The 19,230-nt window shown below is 58.9% G+C and carries 14 protein-coding genes and 1 tRNA gene; 12 read left to right on the top strand and 3 right to left on the bottom strand.

Annotation, left to right across the window (positions count from 1 at the left end; translation table 11 throughout):
* The first annotated feature begins 147 nt into the window (after positions 1-147).
* Both selB and ACI0FG_RS10125 read left to right on the top strand, forming a co-directional pair.
* Complete coding sequence (gene selB / locus ACI0FG_RS10130) at positions 148-2,055, top strand: selenocysteine-specific translation elongation factor (RefSeq protein WP_419784872.1); 1,908 nt, start codon at positions 148-150, stop codon at positions 2,053-2,055.
* 25 nt (positions 2,056-2,080) lie between these two features.
* The gene (locus ACI0FG_RS10125) at positions 2,081-2,842 is read left to right on the top strand and encodes a lipid-binding SYLF domain-containing protein (RefSeq protein WP_419784871.1); all 762 of its coding nucleotides are present in this window, start codon (positions 2,081-2,083) and stop codon (positions 2,840-2,842) included.
* 4 nt (positions 2,843-2,846) lie between these two features.
* Here the strand turns inward: ACI0FG_RS10125 and ACI0FG_RS10120 are convergent.
* Positions 2,847-2,922: transfer RNA gene (locus tag ACI0FG_RS10120), tRNA-His, on the bottom strand.
* Positions 2,923-2,992: 70 nt separating this feature from the next.
* Between ACI0FG_RS10120 and murA the strand changes: the two genes are divergently transcribed.
* Entirely contained in the window at positions 2,993-4,249 is a 1,257-nt protein-coding gene (gene murA, locus ACI0FG_RS10115) for a UDP-N-acetylglucosamine 1-carboxyvinyltransferase (RefSeq protein ID WP_419784870.1), read from the top strand.
* A gap of 107 nt (positions 4,250-4,356) precedes the next feature.
* On the opposite strand, the gene ACI0FG_RS10110 is transcribed toward murA, so the two are convergent.
* Positions 4,357-6,447 (bottom strand): molybdopterin-dependent oxidoreductase, encoded by a 2,091-nt coding sequence (locus ACI0FG_RS10110; protein WP_419784869.1) that lies wholly within the window; start codon positions 6,445-6,447, stop codon positions 4,357-4,359.
* 286 nt (positions 6,448-6,733) lie between these two features.
* Between ACI0FG_RS10110 and ACI0FG_RS10105 the strand changes: the two genes are divergently transcribed.
* The 3 genes from ACI0FG_RS10105 to ACI0FG_RS10095 all read left to right on the top strand — a co-directional run bounded on the left by ACI0FG_RS10105 (position 6,734) and on the right by ACI0FG_RS10095 (position 9,084).
* Complete coding sequence (locus tag ACI0FG_RS10105; protein ID WP_419784868.1) at positions 6,734-7,183, top strand: 4Fe-4S dicluster domain-containing protein; 450 nt, start codon at positions 6,734-6,736, stop codon at positions 7,181-7,183.
* Between the two features lie 78 nt (positions 7,184-7,261).
* Entirely contained in the window at positions 7,262-8,392 is a 1,131-nt protein-coding gene (locus ACI0FG_RS10100) for a sulfite exporter TauE/SafE family protein (protein ID WP_419784867.1), read from the top strand.
* Between the two features lie 80 nt (positions 8,393-8,472).
* A complete protein-coding gene (locus ACI0FG_RS10095) occupies positions 8,473-9,084 on the top strand; it encodes a hypothetical protein (protein WP_419784866.1) in 612 nt (203 codons plus the stop codon).
* 81 nt (positions 9,085-9,165) lie between these two features.
* Here ACI0FG_RS10095 and ACI0FG_RS10090 read toward each other — a convergent pair whose 3' ends face one another.
* A complete protein-coding gene (locus tag ACI0FG_RS10090) occupies positions 9,166-9,681 on the bottom strand; it encodes a PH domain-containing protein (RefSeq protein WP_419784865.1) in 516 nt (171 codons plus the stop codon).
* 181 nt (positions 9,682-9,862) lie between these two features.
* Between ACI0FG_RS10090 and ACI0FG_RS10085 the strand changes: the two genes are divergently transcribed.
* From ACI0FG_RS10085 to ACI0FG_RS10060, 6 genes are read left to right on the top strand one after another with little or no spacing between them, the layout of a single operon-like run.
* On the top strand, positions 9,863-10,783 hold the full coding sequence (locus ACI0FG_RS10085) for a phosphate/phosphite/phosphonate ABC transporter substrate-binding protein (protein ID WP_426816448.1): 921 nt from the start codon (positions 9,863-9,865) through the stop codon (positions 10,781-10,783).
* Between the two features lie 9 nt (positions 10,784-10,792).
* Entirely contained in the window at positions 10,793-12,883 is a 2,091-nt protein-coding gene (locus ACI0FG_RS10080; protein ID WP_419784864.1) for an ATP-binding protein, read from the top strand.
* An 11-nt stretch (positions 12,884-12,894) separates the two neighbouring features.
* Complete coding sequence (locus ACI0FG_RS10075; RefSeq protein WP_419784863.1) at positions 12,895-13,254, top strand: response regulator; 360 nt, start codon at positions 12,895-12,897, stop codon at positions 13,252-13,254.
* Between the two features lie 3 nt (positions 13,255-13,257).
* Positions 13,258-15,714 carry a PEP/pyruvate-binding domain-containing protein gene (locus ACI0FG_RS10070; protein WP_419784862.1) on the top strand — a complete coding sequence of 819 codons (2,457 nt, stop codon included), beginning with the start codon at positions 13,258-13,260 and terminating at the stop codon, positions 15,712-15,714.
* The gene (locus tag ACI0FG_RS10065) at positions 15,701-16,777 is read left to right on the top strand and encodes a protein-tyrosine phosphatase family protein (protein ID WP_419784861.1); all 1,077 of its coding nucleotides are present in this window, start codon (positions 15,701-15,703) and stop codon (positions 16,775-16,777) included. Before ACI0FG_RS10070 ends, ACI0FG_RS10065 begins: the two co-directional genes overlap by 14 nt.
* A gap of 9 nt (positions 16,778-16,786) precedes the next feature.
* Positions 16,787-19,189, top strand: coding sequence for a DNA internalization-related competence protein ComEC/Rec2 (locus tag ACI0FG_RS10060; protein ID WP_419784860.1), 2,403 nt, complete (start codon positions 16,787-16,789; stop codon positions 19,187-19,189).
* Positions 19,190-19,230: the final 41 nt, after the last annotated feature.

Raw genomic sequence — 19,230 nt, 5'->3', positions numbered from 1 at the left:
GCCGGTTCTCATACCGGTGGGGCCATTTCATTTATTGCCGCCGGTTCCTGTGTGGGCCCTGGATTGTGGCGCCTCGTGCGTTTGTCTGGTATGGTTGGCGAAGCTGGGAACACAGTGATTTCACGCAAGAAAAAAGGATAGGCTTGCATGCCGGTCATAATGGGAACCGCCGGGCATATCGACCACGGCAAAACCACACTGGTCAAGGCGCTTACGGGCATAGACTGCGACCGTCTCTCCGAGGAGAAAAAACGCGGCATCACCATCGAATTGGGATTCGCCTTTCTCGACGTGGGCGGCGAGGAACGAGTCGGCATAGTGGATGTCCCCGGTCATGAAAAGTTCGTCAAGAACATGGTGGCCGGAGCGGCCGGAGTGGACTTCGTCACCTTGGTCATTGCGGCGGATGAAGGGATCATGCCGCAGACGCGGGAGCATCTGGAAATCTGCCAGCTCCTGGGGGTGACCACCGGGCTCGTTGCCCTGACCAAGATAGACATGGTGGACGAGGAATGGCTGGAGATGGTCAAGGAAGAGGTTGCCGCCTATCTGGAACCTACTTTTCTGGGGGGAGCCCCGCTTATTCCCGTTTCGGCCCACACCGGGCAGGGGCTTGAGGAACTGAAAGACGCCATCGGCAATCTGGTAAAGCAATTCAAGCCCCGGCGGCGCTCCGACCTGTTCCGCATTCCCGTTGACCGCGTGTTTACCATGAAGGGGCACGGCACGGTCATTACCGGAACCATGGTCTCGGGTTCGATTTCGGTAGGGGATGACATCATTCTTTACCCTGAAGGCCGGGAAACCAAGGTGCGCAGTCTGCAATCCCACGGGCAGGCCGTGGAGACGGCCGAAGCCGGGCGGCGGACCGCCGTCAATCTGGCCGGGCTGGAGGTGGAGGACGTGCATCGGGGAGACGTGCTGGCCCGGCCCGGCACACTGTTTCCCTCCACGGTATGGGATATTGAACTGACCGTGCTGGAATCCTCCCGTCTGCCGCTTAAACACCGCAAGGAAATTCATTTTCATCATGGCGCGCGCGAGGTGCTGGCCCGAATTTATTTGTTGGACCGGGAGGAACTGCTGCCAGGCGAAACCGTTGTATGCCAGGTCCGGTTTACCGAGCCGCTAGCCGGTGTGTACGGCGACCGAGTGGTGCTTCGTTCCTTTTCGCCCCTGCGTGCCTTCGCTGGTGGACGGATCATTTGTCCCATGGGCCACAAGGTGAAGCGGTTCTCCGATGATGTGGAGAAAATAGGGAAGCTTTGCGACGAATCTCCGGAAGTAGTGGCCACAACGCAGTTGGATTTGGCCGGGGCCGACGGGCTGACCTTTGCTGAGCTGCTGACCATGACCAACCAGGAGACCAAGGCCCTGGAAAAGACGCTGGGCGTGCTCGGAGGCAGGCAGGAGGCCGTGCTTTTCGACAAGGAGGCCCGGCGGTATGCCGGAGGTGCCCTGGTGCAGTCCCTGGCCGATTCCCTGCTTGATTTTTTGGCGGCTTTCCATCGCAAGGCTTCCATGAAGCCCGGGGTGCAGAGGGGGGAGCTGGCATCCTCCTGGGGACGCGGATTACCGCCCAAGCTGTTTCATTTCATTTTAGAACGGCTTGTGAAGAAAGGGGATGTGGTGTCAGAGCAGGAAATCCTGCGTCTCAAGGACCATAAGGTTTCTCTGGCATCGGATCAGGCCAAGGTGCGGGAAACCGTGCTGGCAGCCTATGCGGGAGGAGGTGGCACTCCACCCAACCTGAAGGATGTGCTGGAACCGCTCGGCATGGATTTCAAACAGGCAGCGCCCGTCTTCAAGCTGTTGCAGGATCAGGGCGAACTGGTGCGCATCAAGGACGACATGTATTACCATGCAGCGGCCCTGTCGGATATCAAGGAACGTATGCTTGCCTTCTTTGCGGAGAATGAGGCCATGACCGCACCGGACTTCAAGGAGATTACCGGCTTGTCGCGCAAATACCTCATTCCTGTGCTGGAATATTTCGACAAGGAAAAGATCACGGTTCGCGTGGGTGATGCCCGTCATTTGCGCAAACGGTCTTGACGGGCAGCGGGAACCCTTTTACCCCATGCTTATGAACAAGCGACTCATTGTCTTCTGTGCTTTCATAGTCTGCCTGTGGCTGGTCCTTGCAGGCTGTGCGACCCGCCAATCCTCCCATCCGGATAAGGATGCCGAAAGGGCACATGCCCTGGTGGATCACGCTTCGGCCACGCTGGCCGATTGCCTTGCCGGAGACAACGGCGATGATTTGCGGCGGCTGCTTCCCCGTGCCAAGGGGGTACTTATTGTTCCCAATATGGGCACCGCCGGCTTTCTCTTTTCTCTGGATACCGGAAACGGCGTATTGCTGGTCCGCTCGGGCAACAGCTGGAACGGTCCGGTCTTTCTGACGGAGACAACGGGCGGTTTTGGCTTGCAGGCAGGGTTCTCCAGCACCGAGGGCATTTTCCTCTATACCGACGAGGACGACGTGCGCTACCTGCTGGAAACCGGCGGCATTTTTCAGGGCCGGGCTTCCGTCACTGTGCTCAATGCCAGTCTGAAAGGCAAATCGACCCCGAAGTTCAACGGGAACGGCAATGTCTTTTTTATTGGAGACACATCCGGGCTGTATGTCGGAGCCGGAGTGCATGGCGGTGGGCTGATCAGTCGGGAACAGCTCAACCTCGCCTATTATGGCTTCGGTACCGGTGCGCCGGAACCGATTCTCTTTAAGGGAACGCCTGCCCCGGAAGATGGAATGGCCCTGCGGCAGGCCTTGTCCGATGCAAGGAAGCTGGGTGAAGCGGCACAAAAAAAGGACGGAGCCGAAGCTCCGTCCGAATGATCAATGGGGTGAGTGAAGGGACTTGAACCCACGACCCCCTGGGCCACAACCAGGTGCTCTACCAACTGAGCTACACCCACCACGTGAGGGGATTCATTTAGCTAAGGTTTCCTCCGCGGTCAAGCAAAAGAAATAAAAAAAAGGTAACCCATGGATAAACTTATTATTGAAGGCGGCGTGTCCTTGCAGGGCAGTATTCGGGTCAGCGGTGCGAAAAATGCGGCTTTGCCTATCCTGATGGCCTGTCTTTTGGCTGAGGGACCGGTCACGCTGACCAATGTTCCGAAACTTGCCGATATTCGTACTTCTTTGAAATTATTGAATATACTTGGATGCGAGACCACATTTGAAAACAACGTGGCTACCAGCCTGTGCACCGGCCTCAAGTCCGAGGCCCCCTATGATCTGGTCAAGACCATGCGTGCTTCGGTGCTCTGCCTCGGACCGCTTCTGGCCCGTCTGGGCGAAGCGCAGGTCGCACTGCCCGGCGGTTGTGCCATCGGTGCCCGGCCCGTTGATCTGCATCTGCGCGGCATGGAAAAAATGGGTGCGGAGTTTGAACTCTCCGGTGGTTACATCAAAGGTTCCTGTCCATCGGGTCTCAAAGGTGCAAAAATTACTCTTGATTTCCCCACTGTGGGCGGCACCGAAAACCTGGTGATGGCTGCTTCGCTGGCCCACGGTGTGACCGTGCTGGAAAACGCCGCGCGCGAGCCGGAAGTCGTGGATATGGCCAACTTCCTCAATGCCATGGGTGCCAAGATTACCGGCCACGGCACCAGCGTCATTACGATTGAAGGCGTCACCTCGCTCAAGGGTTGCGAGTATCGCGTCATGCCGGACCGCATCGAGGCGGGCACCTATATGGTCGCTGCCGCCATAACGGACGGTGAATTGATGATCGAGGATTGTCCTTTCGCCGATCTGGACGCCGTTGCCTACAAGCTGCGGGAAATGGGCGTCTGGCTTCAGGAGGCGGACAACCATGTGCTGGTGCGCCGGTCTGAAGGTCCGTTGCGCAATGTGGACGTGACCACGCTGCCGCATCCCGGTTTCCCTACCGACATGCAGGCGCAGCTTATGGCTCTGATGTGCTTTGGTCAGGGCGCGGGAACCATCGAAGAGAAGATTTTTGAAAATCGCTTCATGCACGTTCTGGAGCTTGTCCGCCTTGGTGCGGATGTGCGGCTCAAGGGGCGTACGGCCATGGTCCAGGGCGTTGGGCATCTCATTGGTGCACCGGTCATGGCTTCGGACCTGCGTGCTTCCGCTTCGCTGGTGCTGGCCGGTCTGGCCGCTGAGGGCAAGACCGTCATCGAGCGTATCTACCACCTTGACCGTGGATATGAAAACATCGAGGCCAAGCTTTCCGGCGTGGGTGCCCGCATCCAGCGGGTATCTGAATAGCTTGTCGGTAACTCTCGAACAGTTCAATACTATATACTATAAGTAGAGAAAGGCCGGGATCATGTTGATTCCGGCCTTTCTCGTCTTGGGGGTAGGTTGTAAGGAGGTTATCCTTTTGAAACCGTAATGAAGTGCTCCTGCATGGACACGGCGCCTCCGCCCTTGTCCCACTTGCGGATGCCCTTGGGCATGAGCATGTTGTCGGCCGCGCCTTTGCCTTTGGCGCGGGATTCCACGGGCAGGTCATGCCCGAAGCCGTGGAGCATGAATACACATTCGGGGTGGACGAAGTCCGTTACGAATGCCTTGATTTTTGCCGAGTAGCCATTGTTGGTCACGGTGACATACTCGTCGTTTTCAATGCCCATTTCGGCGGCCTTTCCGGTATTGATCCAGAGGACGTTTTCCGGCTTGCGCTCGAAGAGCAGGGCGTTGTTGACCGTATGTCCCTGCGTATGCAGGGCGCAGCGGCCGAAGGTGATGCGGAATTTGCCTGCGGGCACCGATTCCGGCGACTCGTAGGGCTTGAGTGACGGCATACCGTCCGCTTCAAGCTTGGCATCGATGATCTGGATTTTCCCGGACGGGGTCTTGAAGGTCCCTTCCTTGACCGGCTTGAAGTGTGCTTCCTTGGCCAGCGGGACGATGCCCGTCTTGTCGAAGTCCGCAATGGTCACACCGGTGCCTTCCAGCTGGAAGTTCCAGATATCCTCAATCTTTTCGTAGGCGAGTTCCTTGAGGCCCATGCGCTTGGCAAGTCCCGCATAGATTTCCCAGATAGCCTTGGTGTCGTAGACAGGCTCTATGGCGCGCTTGCGAATCTGGAAGGCGGGCTTGCCGCCGTTCTTGGTCATGATGGTGTCGTCCCGCTCCAGATACGGAGAGATGGGCAGGACCACATCCGAGTACCAGGCCGTGTCGGACCAAGAGAAGGTGGCGGCGACGATGAGCTCGATGCTCTCCCACATCTTGAGGATTTCCCGTTTGTCCGGGAATGCCATGAGCGGGTCGTGGCGGTTGACGATGTACGCCTTGACCGCATAGGGCGATTCGCTTTCGGCGGCCTCGTAGGCCAGGTTGACCAGTCCGGGGCCTGCGTCGAAGTGCTTGCGGCCTTCCATCCAGCCCACACCGTCGGCGCGGCGGCCTTCGGGTTTCGGGTAGAGGTCCATAAAGCTCTTGAGCCCCTTGGCCCCCACGTCGCCGGGCTTGACCATCAGCGGCAAACCGCCCTTGGCGCCGATGGAGCCGAGGAGCGAATTGATAATGTAGATGGTCCGGCTCATGTAGAAGGAGTCGGAGTAACGAGCTGTCATCCAGCCGGGATGCCAGAGCACGCTCGGGGCGGCTTCGGCCAGCTGGCGGCAGAAGTCACGGATGGCGTCCGCCTTGATGCCGGTTTCAAGCTCCGCCCACTCCGGCGTGTATTCGGCCGAGAACTCCTTGAGCTGGTCAAAACCTTCCATCCAGTCGGCCACGAACTTCTTGTCGTAGAGCTCTTCCTTGATGAGGGTATGAATGACAGCCAGATTGAAGGCGTAGTCGGTGCCGGGCCGGATCATGAAGAAATTGTCGGCCTTTGTGGCGGGAACATTGGCCCGGATGTCGATGACCGAGAGTTTGCATCCCTTGGACATCGCATTGAGGGTGTTGTTCACCTCGGCCACATTGATGGCCTCAAAGATGTTGCGCTGCTGCAGCACGATGTGTTTGGCGTTCTTGAGGTCGTAGGATACGCCCTTGCGGCCGAATCCGAAGACGGACAAAGCCGCGTTTTGCACGTTGCGTGCGCAGGCGGAGTCATGGTTATTGTAGTTGGGGGTTCCGATGCCGCGCAGGAAGGCGCGGTAAAAATCACGGAACGGTCCGCCACGGTCGGAGAAAAGTACGGTGTCCCTTCCGTATTTTCCCTGAATGGCGGTAAGTTTTTCGGCAACGTAGTCCAGGGCTTCATCCCAGGATACGGATTTCCATTTACCCTCGCCGCGTTCGCCCTGGCGGATCATGGGACCCTGCGGGCGCTCGCTGTCGTAGGTGAGGGCGGTTCCAGCTGCGCCGCGAGCGCAGAGCGATCCCTCGATTCCTGCGGCATGGGGATTCCCCTGAATGCACGCGACCCTGCCCCCGTCCACTTCAACCTGGATGGGACAGCGGACGGTACACATGCCGCATATACTGTAGACGTTCTCTTTCATCAACTCCTCCCTGATTGGTTCCCGAAACGTCGGGAATAAAGTGGACTGCGCGACTATTTATGTTAGGGTGCAAGCTAACAGTGTGTGTCAATCGATCGCAACGATAACCGATGATGTGAATAGTTTCACATTATTTTATACTTCTATGCGAAAAATATTGATGGTATTCGGGTGTTAATTGAGAAATATATCACAAGAGGGATCCCCGTTGACCAGTGCCGATTTTTTCCTCACACCGTGAGTCATGATCGGACTGCGCGCTCCCATCACGACTTTATGAGGTGGAAAAATGGCCATTTACAAGATGAAGTTTGACAAGAGCCGGTGTATCGCCTGCGACGCCTGTCTCATTCACTGCAAAGTGAAGAACAAGGTGCCCGAGGGGTTGAGCCTCAATCATCTCTTTGTTGAAGGCCCCATGGCCGACGAAGAGGGCAGGCCCACCGCCAAGCTCAAGTACCAGAACTGTCGCCACTGCAAGAATCCACAGTGTGTCGATGCCTGTCCCAACGACGCCATATATCAGCGTGAGGACGGGCTGGTCCTGGTAGACACTGCCAAGTGCGACGGCTGCAAGGCCTGCATCGAGGCTTGTCCCTGGAATGTGCCCGTTTTCAACGAGGCGACAGGGAAGATCATGAAATGCGATTATTGCGTGGATCGGGTGGATGCCGGCGGCACCCCCGCCTGCGTTACGGGCTGTACGGCAAAGGCTCTGACCTTCGTCCGGCCCGAGTAAATGAGGCTAAAGTCGCGCCGTCGGTATATGGCGCGGTGATTTTTTGGGGTTCTATCAACATTATGTGAGGAGGTAACCGTGTTACGTTCCAAAAAGGCTTTTCTGTTCCTGGCCGCGCTGGTCGCTGTATGCTTCATGGCGCAGCCCGCTCTGGCTGGCAAGCTCGCCGAGGCCATTGCCGAGGCTAACCCGCAGGGTGAGCCGGGCTACCTGGGCATCCCCGGCGGTCCGCAGCTCAACGTCCTGATCGGTTTTGTATGGGCGATCTGGGTAGGCTGGATTTTCTCCACCGTCGGCGCGTTCGGCGGCATCATGGCCGGTGTTGGTCACATCACCATTTACGGTCTGGGCGATTACGCCAAGAGCTTCAAGAAGACCATGAAGCTCAACAAGATCATCACCGACTCCATCCGCGTGTCCAACCAGTGGCTGGTTGGTTGCTCCGCGGCCCTGTCTTCCTTTAACTACTACAAGGCCGGTCGCCTGGTTCTGCCCCTGGGTATTGCTCTGGCCGTCGGTTCCGTGTCCGGCTCCATCATGGTGCCCATCCTGACGGCTGGCAAGATCAGCCTGAAGGCTTACCTGGGTTACTTCGGTCTCTTCGTGCTCTTCCTGGGCTGCTACCTGCTGTATCAGACCACTCCCAAGGGCCAGGCCGGCAAGAAGGCCGCCAAGAAGGCTGCCGACGCCTTCCAGAAGTCCGTCAAGGAGCAGCAGGCCGGTGGTGGCCAGGTCGATATGGCCGAAATGGGTGTCAAGATCCAGAAGTTCACCCCGACCGCCTGTGAATTCACCTTCTTCGGTGTCGAGTTCAGCTTCAATCCGCTGATCCCCGTTGTCGGTGGTTTCGTCATCGCGGCCCTGGCCTCCTTCCTGGGTGTCGGCGGCGGCTTCCTGCTGGTGCCGTTCCTGACCTCCGTGGCCGGTCTGCCCATGTACCTGGTTGCCGGTACCTCCGCTCTGGCGGTTCTGGTCGGCATGTGCAGCTCCATCTTCTCCTACATGGTTATCAAGCACACCCCGGTGGAGTGGTCCCTGATCGGTGCCGAGCTCATCGGTATCGTCATCGGTTCCGTCATCGGACCCAAAACCTCCAAGTTCATCCCGGAGAAGGTGCTGAAGTACATCTTCATCGTCCTGGCCGCCTACGTGGGTATCCGCTACACCACCAAGGGCTTCCTGGGCTACTCCATCCTGCCCCCCTTCTAAGCCGCGGATAATCGGAAAGCGTAAAACCTTCGGGGCCGCCCAGGCGGGCGGCCCCGTACAAAAAAACCGCAGGAAAAATCATGACCGCGCAAGCGATTTTTCAATTTCTCGATCCCTGGCTTATCTGGGCCTTTCGCCTTACCGACAACCCTTACGTCGGATTCGGGTTGGGGATTATTTTCATCTGCCTGGTGACCACCGTACTCGGCGAGCTGTGCATGGCAGGAGTCTACTTCCTGAACGCAAAGCATTTCGGGAAGATGAACAAGGACATGGTGCACAACCACAACCTGTCGGTGAAGGCTATCGGCGTGCGCAACAAGACCGCATGGAAGGCCTGCAACTCCATCGCCAACGAAGCCTTCGGCAAGAATTTCTTTGCGCACATTGCGCTGTTTGCCTCTTCCATCTGGATGGTTCCTTTCGGCCTGGGATGGATTTACTACCGTTTCAGCTCGGTTGATTTCACCGTCCCGTTCATCGGAGCCGTGGGACCCGCCTTCTATTTCATTCCGGCCTACATCCTGTCCCGGTTCCTTTTTGAGAAGGCAAAGCCCTGGATTCCGCTCTTCCGGGTCATCAAGCGGAAGATCAAGGAAAATGAGGGCGAAGAGGAAATGATACTCTTCTCGGATTTGGCCAAGCCGGATTCTTCGGCCCCGGACAAGCAGCCTGCGGCAGGCAACATTTGACGGACCGAATAAAAAAGGCCGCCCATCCGGGCGGCCTTTTTTAAGTTCTTTGATATGCCGGGGATGCCCCGGCTGAACGATTTATTGGGGTCTGGTGGCCTCGACATCCGCCGTGAACCCTTCAAGGTCCGAAGGGCCGAGGAGGTAGTAGCGCTCGGCGGTCTTTATGCAGAGCACATCCGTGCGGTTGGCCACGATCACGGCTTCATCGCCGCTCGTCAGGTCGACCAGCCCCGAGTTGTATCCGGCGAACTGCATGGTCTTCCGGCTCCTGGCCACAGTCAGTTTCTCGTCGGTCTTGAGATTGCCGGGAAAGACATCTTCGACCGAAGCCCACGGAATGACCGCACTGGCGAACGGCGGGGCAGCGAGCAGAATCCCTTCGTCGGCCACGGTGATCGAGGCCCGTTTCGGATTGACGTAGAGCATGTACCAGTAGAGCAGGGAGAGCGGCCATGCTATGGCTGCCAGACTGATCCCGCTCCAGGTCAGGCCGGAACGGAAACACCAAGCAACGACGGCGGTAATGCCCACGACGAAGACGAGAAGCAGGGCCGGGATAATGGGTTTCATTGGTATTTTGTAGGTGTTTGCCATTTGGCGACTCCTTGATGATGCGATTTTTTTGCCTTTCATACGGGCTTGGCAGGCAGTTGCCAAGAGGTAAGATTGATTTGGACTACGGCAAGAAATCCTGTAGCATGATGGTGACGTTGGCGAACAGGAAAAAAGGAGTCATTCCTTGGTTGGGAAGAGTACGAAATATCGAGGTGCCGGACTGATAGTCCGGTGGACCGTGCTGGCCTTGCTCCTGGCAGTTGCGCTTGTTTGCGGCGGCTGCGGAGACGACGAGCCCATCGTCAAGGTGGACCTGAGCAAGCGGGAACGCCTCATGGTTCCCGAGCCCAAGGAGGCCATTACCTACGCCTACCTGCCCCAGTATTCCCACACCATTTCCTTCCAGCGCCACCGCGCGTTGCTCGAATACCTGCGGACCACCACCGGACTGCCGCTCCGGCAGATTTTTCCGGACACCTTTGATGAGCATATCAAGATGGTGCAGCGCGGGGAGATCGACATTTCCTACTCCAATCCGTTCGTGTACCTGCAACTGGCCAAGGCCGGGGCCACGGCCTTTGCCCGCAGCGTGGAGCCGTCGGGCAAGCCGGACTTCCGGGGGCAGGTCATCTGCCGCAGCGACAACCCCACCATCAATTCCCTGGCCGACTGCAAGGGCAAACGGTGGATAGCAGTTGATCCGGGGTCAGCCGGGGGCTATCTTTTTCCCCTTGGCCTTTTTTATGACCACGGAATCAAGCTGCAAGACTTTGCGGAAGTCGATTTTGCACCAGGTCCGGGGGGCAAGCAGGAAAAGGTCGTGCTTGCGGTTCACGCCGGGGCCTATGATATCGGCACCATCCGCAAGGGGACCCTGGACGTGGTGGAATCCAAGATACACCGCGACGATATTCGGGTGCTGGCGGAAACCAGAGCCTATCCCGGTTGGGTTTATTCGGCGCGCCAGGGGCTGGATCCCAAGGTGGTCGAGGCTGTCGCCAACGCCATGTTTGCTCTGGACCCGAGCAATCCGGCGCAGGCGGATATCCTGAAGGCCGCCGGAATGCAGCGGATCATTCCGGCCCGCGATGTGGACTACGACCCCGTGCGCGCCCTCGTGCAGACGCTCGGGATTCAGTAGGTGTCTGCCATGCGTTTCTTTTCCACGCTCAAGTTCAGGACCAAGCTCAATCTGGGCATCTGCAGCATCCTCGTTGTCATGGCCGTGCTGCTGCTGACTCTCATGGGCAACATGAGCGCCAAGCTGCTTATAGAGGAAAATAAAAAACGCGGGTCCGCCATGGCCCAGAGCCTGGCTGCGCGTGCCGTGGAACCGCTCCTGGCGCAGGATTTTCTTCGTCTCAAAAATATGGTCGACGAGCAGGTTTCCGTGGGGGACGTGATCTACGTCTTTGTCCAGAACAATCAGGGGCACGTTCTGGCGCATACCTTCCAGAAAGGGTTCCCCATGGACCTTATCAAGGCCAACCGCGTGGCTGACGGCGATGTGGTCCGCATCCAGCTCCTGGCCAACGGGATGGAGCGCATTTACGATTTCGCCTCGCCGGTCAAGGTGGGCATCGATCGGCTGGGAACGGTCCGTGTCGGGCTTTCCAAAACGCGCATCAACGTCAACGTGCATCGGCAGTTGACGACCATGGCCGGGCTGTTTGCCGGTGCGTTGTTCCTGACCACGCTCATGGGGACGCTTTTCGCCCGGCAGGTTACGAGGCGGCTGGCCACACTGCGCGAGCACGCCGAGGCCATGCTCATGGGCAATTTGGATACGCAGTCCGGCCCGGATGTGGGAACGCATTGCTGGGAGCGGATGAAGTGCGGGCTGACCTCCTGTCCGGCCTATGGGGATACGCGGCGGCGTTGCTGGTATATCGCCGGAACGCTCTGCCCGGACTGTGGTGACAGCAAGATCAGTGACCGCCAATCCTCCTGCCAACTCTGCAAGGTGTATCGAGAGAGCGCAGGTGACGAGTTGCAGGATTTGGCGGAAACCTTCGATGTCATGGCGCTTTCCCTCAAGACGCATATTGATGAACTGCATTCTGCGGAGCGGAGTCTTCGGGATCAGGAACGGCTGATGCGTACCATTCTCGATGCCACGCCAGATCGGGTCTCGTTGGTGGATACCACCATGCGCTATCAGGGGGCCAACCTCAGCTTTGCCGAGTCTGTGGGCGTGGAGTTGGGCGAGATCAAGAACAAGACGGATTTCGATTTCTTTGACGAAGCCGTTGCCGAGGAGCGGCACATGGCCGCCCGTGATATTCTGGAATCGGGCAGGCGGCTGGATATGCAGTTGCGACTCATGGAGGAGTCGGGGGAGCGATGGTATCACGTCGTCTCCATCCCCGTATACGAGGAAGACGGGCGTATCGGCGGTCTGCTCCGGACCGACCGTGACATCACCGATCTGAAGGGGTACGAAAAGCAGCTGATTCAGGCACAGAAAATGGAATCTCTCGGCATGTTGGCTGGTGGCGTCGCCCATGAGATCAACACGCCGCTAGGCATTATCCTTGGATACTCGCAGCTGTTGCAGGAGGATGTCGAGACAGACAGCCAGATACATCAGGATTTGGCGGTCATCGAGAAGCAGACCAAGGTCTGCAAGAAGATCGTGGCCGACCTGCTTGGTTTTTCCCGCCAGACTGATTCCGCCAAGCGGGAAATGTGCTTTAACAACTCGGTCATGGAGGCGGTCAGTTTGGTTCGCCATACCTTCAAACTGGACCGGGTGGAGATCGTTACCGAGCTGGATGACCGCTTTCCGGTTATCTATGGCGACCCGGAAAAGCTCAAGCAGGTATGGATCAACCTGCTGAACAACAGCCGTGACGCCATGCTGGCCCGAGGCGGCATCATCGTCATCCGCACCCGGCTGGACACGCCCAACGGCATCGTCTCGCTCTGGGTGGCGGATACGGGCGAGGGCATCCCTGCCGACAAGTTGAGCAGAATTTTCGATCCGTTTTACAGCACCAAGCCCGTGGGCCGGGGGACCGGTCTGGGCCTGTCCGTTTCGTTCGGGATCATCGAGGACCACGACGGCCGTATTCTGGCCACGAGCCCGGTCCCTTCAAGTTTCAATTTCCCCGCAGACCCGGAAGGACGGGATTGGGGCCCCGGAACGGTCTTTGAGGTCAACCTGCCGCTCGATCATGCGGATTCGGCGGCGATCATTGCGACAAACGAGCTGAGAACGGGGGTTACAGGCAATGAATAAGGAGAGTTATCATGGCTCGCATTATCGTATTGGATGACATCTCGGACGCCGGGATGTTGGTTCGGCGCATCCTTGAGCGCAAAGGGCACGAGGTCAACGCCTTTACCGAGGAGGAGGACGCCTTGGCGTTTGCGCGCAAGCATACCGTGGACCTTGCCATTCTGGATATCAAGCTGAAGAAGATGACCGGCGTGGAAGTGCTGGAGGAACTCAAGAAGGAACAGCCCGAGATCAAGGCGATCATGCTGACCGGGTACCCTACCCTGGAAACCGCCCGGGAGGCCCTGCGCCTTGGGGCGCAGGAGTATTGCGTCAAGCCGATCAACAAGGATGAACTGGAGACAAAGGTCGCTGAAGTCCTCGGAGAGTAATCTATGCACGTCACCCAACTCTTCAAGCACTGGACGTATCAGGTCTTTGCGCCGGGCACCTTGCTGCGCCGCAAATACGAGTCGTTCAAGTCGTTGCTTCAGCACGATGCCATTGCCCTTGAGCTGATAGCGGATCTGGAGGAACTCTTTTACGGCGAAGTTCTCGCTGACCGTCAGCGCGCCAACTGGCTGGCCACCAAGCTTTCCAAGTCGGTGAAGACCATGGCCGGGCAGCTGGTGGAGATGAATCCGTCCCGGTTCATGGATTTGCCCGAGTATTTTCGCAAGATCGACTTTTATGTGCGCATGGCCCTTGAGTTGGAGCAGCCCGAGGTTGGGCCGCCCTACATTCTCTCCCTGGAAGACGCGGCCGCCATGCCGCGGCTGGCGGGCGGCAAGGCCTCGAACCTTGGGCGCGTCCTGAGTGTGGAGGGTGTGCCTGTCCCGCCCGGCTTTGTCGTAACGGCCAATGCCTTCAACTATCTTGTGGAATACAACGAGCTGGGCGAGGAGATCGAGGTCCGCCTGCGTCAGATGGTGGCGGGGAACCGCGACCTGCTGGCCGGACTCACGGCTGAGATGCAGGAGTTGATCCTGGCTGCCGAGGTGCCGGACGAGATTGCCCGCGGCATCCGTTTCGCCGTGTCGGAAATTCTGGACGGGGAGGACGACCTCATCGCTGTCCGTTCCAGCGCCCTTGCCGAGGATGGCGAGATATCCTTTGCCGGTCAGTACGCCAGCGAGCTGAACGTTCAGCCCAACGACGTGCTGGAGGCGTACAAGCGTGTGTTGGCGGGCAAGTATTGCCCGCGCGCCGTATCCTACCGTATCTCCAACGGATTGACGGAAGCGGACACGGCTATGGCCGTGCTGGTCATTCCTATGGTCGATGCGGACAACGCGGGCGTGGTCTATTCCAGGGACCCGGACTGCTATGGGCATGAAACCATTGGTATTTACGGCGTGACCGGGCTGGGGGACGGTCTGGTTGACGGGTCGGTATCGCCGGGCAAGGCGACCTTGACCCGCGATGCGGAACCCCGGCTGGCAGAGGAATGCACCCCTGATCAGGGAGGACTGCCCCGCAAGGCGACCCTGCTGGAGCTGGGCAGGCTGGCCATGAAGCTTGAGGACGCGTTCGGCTGTCCGCAGGATATCGAGTGGGCCGAGGATGTTACCGGACAGCTGTTCATTCTTCAGACCCGCCCATTGCAACTGGAGCGGGACAAGGCCGCCGAGTCCCATGCCCCGGTAACGGCTGTCCCCTTGGCCGAGGGCTTTGAACACGCTTCGGCTGGCGCCGGGTGTGGAGAGTTGTATTACGCTCCCACTGGCGCTGAGATTGCCCGGATTCCCGATGGGGCGATCGTCGTCACCCCGACGCTCAAACCGTCGCTTCTGGCCTTTATCGGCAACATGAGCGGCGTCATATCCAGCACGGGCAGCCGAGCCAGCCATTTTGCATCCGTGGCCCGTGAGTATGGTGTGCCGGTACTGGTTGGCGAGATGGATCCCCCGCTCGCGCCGGGCAGGCTGGTCACGGTGGACGGCTCCACCGGTACCATTTACGACGGCTGCGTGGAAGGGATCTTGACTAGGTCCCGTGAGGGCAGGCAGGTCTCGGAACGGGTGCTCAAGCAGTATGAAAAGGTCGTGCCGCTGACGGTCAAGCTGAACCTGACCGACCCGCAGGCGGAGAACTTTACGCCCGAAGGGTGCCGGTCCATGCACGACGTGATCCGTTTCTGCCACGAAAAGAGCGTGGGCGAGATGTTTTCGCTGGTGAACCGGAAGGGGCGGGGCATGGGCGCGGCCAAGCGGCTCAAGACGAATCTGCCGCTGGTCATGTATCTGCTCGATCTGGGAGAGGGGCTGTTTCCCTCTGCGGGGGACAGCAAGCTGGTGGATACGGCGGACATAAAGAGCCGTCCCATGTGGGCCCTCTGGTACGGGCTGTCCGACAGCCGCGTCAAGTGGGACAATAAGCTGACCCATATGGACTGGGAGGAGTTCGACAAGATGTCGGCTGGCATCTTCAGTTTCGATTCCAAACTGCTGGCAAGCTACGGACTCATCAGCGAAGACTATTTGCACCTGATGATTCGGTTCGGCTACCACTTCTCGGTGGTGGATTCCGTTTGCGGGGCCGATCCCGGTTCCAACTACATCAATTTCCGCTTCAAGGGCGGTGGAGCCGGGTTTGACCAGCGGTTGCTGCGGCTTCTCTTTATTCAGCGCGTGCTGGATCGCTACGGCTACGAGACGACAACGCGCGGCGACATGATCGACGCCAAGGTATCCAAAATCAGCGAAAACGATACCCGGCGACTGCTGGCTCGCCTCGGATATCTCATGGCCATTACCCGGCTTATGGATATGCGTATGGAGGACGAGGGGCAAGTGGAGGCCGAAGTGGATCGGTTCATTGTCGACGCGGAGCATCGGGATGGCCAAGGATAAATGCGCCTATCAGGTGACATGGGTCACGGACCAGCTGGGCGTGGGGCAGGCTCCCATGAGCTATCCCCAGCTGGACGCTATTCGTGCCCAGGGGGTGGATGCCATCCTCAACCTGTGCGGCGAGTTTTGCGATCTGCACGAGATAGAGGCAGGCGCGGGATTCGAGGTGCATTACCTGCCACTCAATGATGAAGAGGCACCGAGCCTCGTTGAACTGGAAAAGGCCCTGGCCTGGCTGGACGAGGCCATTTATCTCGGCAAAAGGGTGCTCATTCATTGCCGCCACGGCATAGGCCGGACCGGCACTGTGCTCAATGCCTATCTGTTGCGACGCGGACTGGGCCACAAACTGGCCGGGCGCGCCCTCAAAAAGCTCAAGAGCAAGCCCGCCAATTTCGTGCAGTGGCGCACGGTTCGCAACTACGGCAAGCAGTCGGGCCGGTTGACCGTCCGGGAACCCTCCCTGGAGTTCAAGCGGCTGGTCGATCTTTCTCCGTTCTTCAATGATTATGATGCATTGGTTCAGCGGGCCACGGAACGGGTAGGTGATTCCCTCAAGGGCAAGGCCTGCGGGCTGGACAACGTGCAGTGCTGTTCCACCCCGGTCGGTCTCTCGCTGGTGGAGGCGGTGCACCTGACCCACTCCATCAACCGTATATTGGACAGCGACACCAGGGTGGCCCTTATTGAGCGTGCCGTGGAGGTTGCGGTCAAGGAGCGCATGGCCGTCAAGGAACTGGGGGCGACCGTTGATAGTACCGAGTACTGCCTGTCCGAAGCCGGGGCCGTCTGCCCGCTCTTGCAGGACGGGCAATGCCGTCTTTTCGACTATCGCCCGCTTCAGTGTCGTACCTTCGGTCTTGAGGAGGCTGGCGGCGGCAAGCTCTGGAGCGAGATGCTGACTCCCGGTTTGGACAAGATTTCCGCCGAGATATGGTTTGCCTACACCGGGACCATGGGGGCGGACAGTCTGCCGCTCTTTTCTCTGCCAGACGTTGTTTCCGGGAAATTCATGGAGAGCGTTTTCAAGATCATGATGCAGCAGGGGCTGGCTCACAGCTAGGGGCAGCTCTTGAGTGCGCATCGTCACGATCCCTTTGCACAATCCGTCGTCGGACTCCTGCCGTGGCAGAGTCTGCTGCTCGCCTTTATCCTCGGCATTTTGGCCTTGCGCCATCCCATCCCCTCGCTTGGAGCGTGGGCCGTTTTGTTGCTTGCGGACGGTATTTTGCGAGGCCGGGTGCATCGGATATCATTGGTGGCCTTTGCCCTTTGTTTTGCCTTTGGCTACGGCTATGCGGCGCAGCGAACGCCGGAACAGGTGCCGATTCCCACGTGGATGACGACACGCCAGTCAGTGGATCTTTCCGCCGTGGTGGACCGTGCCGAGCCGTTGAGCGGTCACCGTTTGCGGCTTGTTCTGCGTGATTTGCACTGCCGGATGGATGGTGAGGCTGTGGCGCTTCCCTGCGGATTGTCCTGGAACTGGCGAAATCCTTCATTCACTCCCGAGCCTGGGCAGAAGGTGCGGGCGACGTTTCACATTGTTCCGGTACGCAGTTTCGGAAATCCAGGGGCCTGGGATTATGCGTGGTACTGGCGGCGGCAGGGCGTGCTCTGGCGCGGTTGGCCCATCGGCAAGAAGGAGGTGTCCTGGGGCGCTCCGCCCGGCGGCGTGCTCCAGACGGTCAAGCGTCGATTGCGTGAAGCTGTTGCCGCGCGCGTGCCGGACTCTCGCGGCGGTGCCATGGTCCGGGCGCTGGTGACGGGAGACCGATCTGCGTTGAACGGCGATCTGCTGGAAATGACGCGCAGTGCGGGGCTGGCGCATACGCTCGCTTTATCCGGGCTTCATGTGGGTTTTGTTGCCGCTATAGGTTTTGCGCTTGCATGGCTGGCCGGGCGGCTGTGCCCGACGTTGCTTCTGACGCTGCCAAGGCCCCGGCTTGGCGTATTGTTGGCTGGGCCGCTGGTGCTGGGCTACACATGGTTGGGGCAGCCCTCCGCTTCCCTGCTGCGGGCAGCCGTAATGTTCGGAGCCTGGGGGGTGCTGCTGTGGCAGGGGCGTTCCCGGGTACTCATGGATGGCCTGTTTTTCGCTCTGGCGGTCCTCATCCTTCTTTCTCCGCTCTCTGCCTATGATCTCAGCCTGGAAATGTCCGCCGTGGCCGTGGCGGGAATCGCCCTGCTGCTGCCTCGGCTGCGCCCGCTGTTTCGCGGCAACGGTCATTGGTGGCGCAGGCCGTTGGTGTGGGCGTGGAGCGTTCTGGTGATCTCAATTTGCGCGACGGTTTCGCTCCTTCCTCTGACTTCCTGGTACTTTGGAACGTTCAGCCCGGATATTCTGTTCAATCTTCTCTGGTTACCTGTTCTCGGATGCGTGGTCATGCCGCTGGGGCTTTTGGGAATGGTGCTCTCCGTCGGTGCTTGGACCGCCCCGGCTGGAGGACTGTTGCTCCGGCTGGCCTCTTTTTGCATGGACGGACCAATCTCACTGCTGGATGCGGCTTCCAGGGCGGGGCTGACGCCGGTATTGGCGGTGTTGCGTCCCTTGTGGCCCGAGATGTTGGGCGTCGCCTTGCTGTTGGTGCTGGTCTCGATAGTTCGAAGGGAGCATCGGAGTCTCCTGCTGGCCGGGATTGGGTTGGTGCTGCTGGTTGCGCCCCATATATTGGTAATGGCGCAGGACAGCCGGAATAGAGTTTCGGTTTCGTTGATCGACGTGGGGCAGGGACAGGCGGCACTGGTTTCCTTGCCGGGCGGGCATAGATGGCTGGTGGACGGTGGCGGCGGTTATGCCGCTTTTGATCTGGGAGAAGCCGTGGTCGCCCCTTATCTTTCTTGGGGCAGGGCGCCTCGCTTGGATGGAGCCTTTATGAGCCATCCCGACGTGGACCATAGCCATGGCCTGCCGTTCATCCTTTCCCGGTTTCAGGTTGGCGCTTTTTATACCAATGGCATGTTGCCCCGAGGAAGAACTGGAGAGCGTATGGAGCGGGCGTTGTCCTTGCGCGGAATGGAGCCCGTTGTCCTGGCGGCAGGAGACTCCGTGCGCCTTGACGGGGCGAGTTCAATCAATGTGCTGCACCCGGCAGCAACTTTTTCCAGCAGAAGGGCGAATGAACGTTCACTGGTACTGCGTCTGGTCCGGGGCGGGGAGGGGCTTGCCATTCTTCCCGGGGACGTGGAGCAGGAGGGGGAATCGACCATGCTGTCGGCAGGGCGTCCGCTCAAGGCCCAGGTGCTGGTGTTGCCACATCATGGCAGCCGCACGAGTTTGAATCGGAATTGGTACCGGCGTATCTCGCCGGAAGCGGCGCTGTGCTCGGCGGGATATCTCAACAGATACGGCTTCCCCCACTCCGAGGTGGTTGATGCCGTATGGGTGCCTATATACGATACCGCATCCAGGGGCATGGTTTCTGCCATCTGGGATGCGCAGAGGCATTTGTCCATACAGGCTTTTTGGCCGTAACCTACTTGCCAATTTTGATTATTCCTGCAATAAGGCGAAAG

This window comes from Pseudodesulfovibrio sp. 7M6 (assembly GCF_050058625.1).
In the GTDB taxonomy this organism is placed as follows: Bacteria; Desulfobacterota; Desulfovibrionia; order Desulfovibrionales; family Desulfovibrionaceae; genus Pseudodesulfovibrio; species Pseudodesulfovibrio salinus.
The sequence above is the reverse complement of the archived record's forward strand: the minus strand, read 5'-3'. Positions and strand labels throughout refer to the sequence as shown.

Excerpts from the sequence above, each read along its gene's own strand:
- selB (WP_419784872.1), top strand. The coding sequence starts at position 148 with ATGCCGGTCATAATGGGAACCGCCGGGCATATCGACCACGGCAAAACC.
- ACI0FG_RS10125 (WP_419784871.1), top strand. The coding sequence starts at position 2,081 with ATGCTTATGAACAAGCGACTCATTGTCTTCTGTGCTTTCATAGTCTGC.
- murA (WP_419784870.1), top strand. The coding sequence starts at position 2,993 with ATGGATAAACTTATTATTGAAGGCGGCGTGTCCTTGCAGGGCAGTATT.
- ACI0FG_RS10105 (WP_419784868.1), top strand. The coding sequence starts at position 6,734 with ATGGCCATTTACAAGATGAAGTTTGACAAGAGCCGGTGTATCGCCTGC.
- ACI0FG_RS10095 (WP_419784866.1), top strand. The coding sequence starts at position 8,473 with ATGACCGCGCAAGCGATTTTTCAATTTCTCGATCCCTGGCTTATCTGG.
- ACI0FG_RS10090 (WP_419784865.1), bottom strand. The coding sequence starts at position 9,681 with ATGGCAAACACCTACAAAATACCAATGAAACCCATTATCCCGGCCCTG.
- ACI0FG_RS10080 (WP_419784864.1), top strand. The coding sequence starts at position 10,793 with ATGCGTTTCTTTTCCACGCTCAAGTTCAGGACCAAGCTCAATCTGGGC.
- ACI0FG_RS10075 (WP_419784863.1), top strand. The coding sequence starts at position 12,895 with ATGGCTCGCATTATCGTATTGGATGACATCTCGGACGCCGGGATGTTG.
- ACI0FG_RS10070 (WP_419784862.1), top strand. The coding sequence starts at position 13,258 with ATGCACGTCACCCAACTCTTCAAGCACTGGACGTATCAGGTCTTTGCG.
- ACI0FG_RS10065 (WP_419784861.1), top strand. The coding sequence starts at position 15,701 with ATGGCCAAGGATAAATGCGCCTATCAGGTGACATGGGTCACGGACCAG.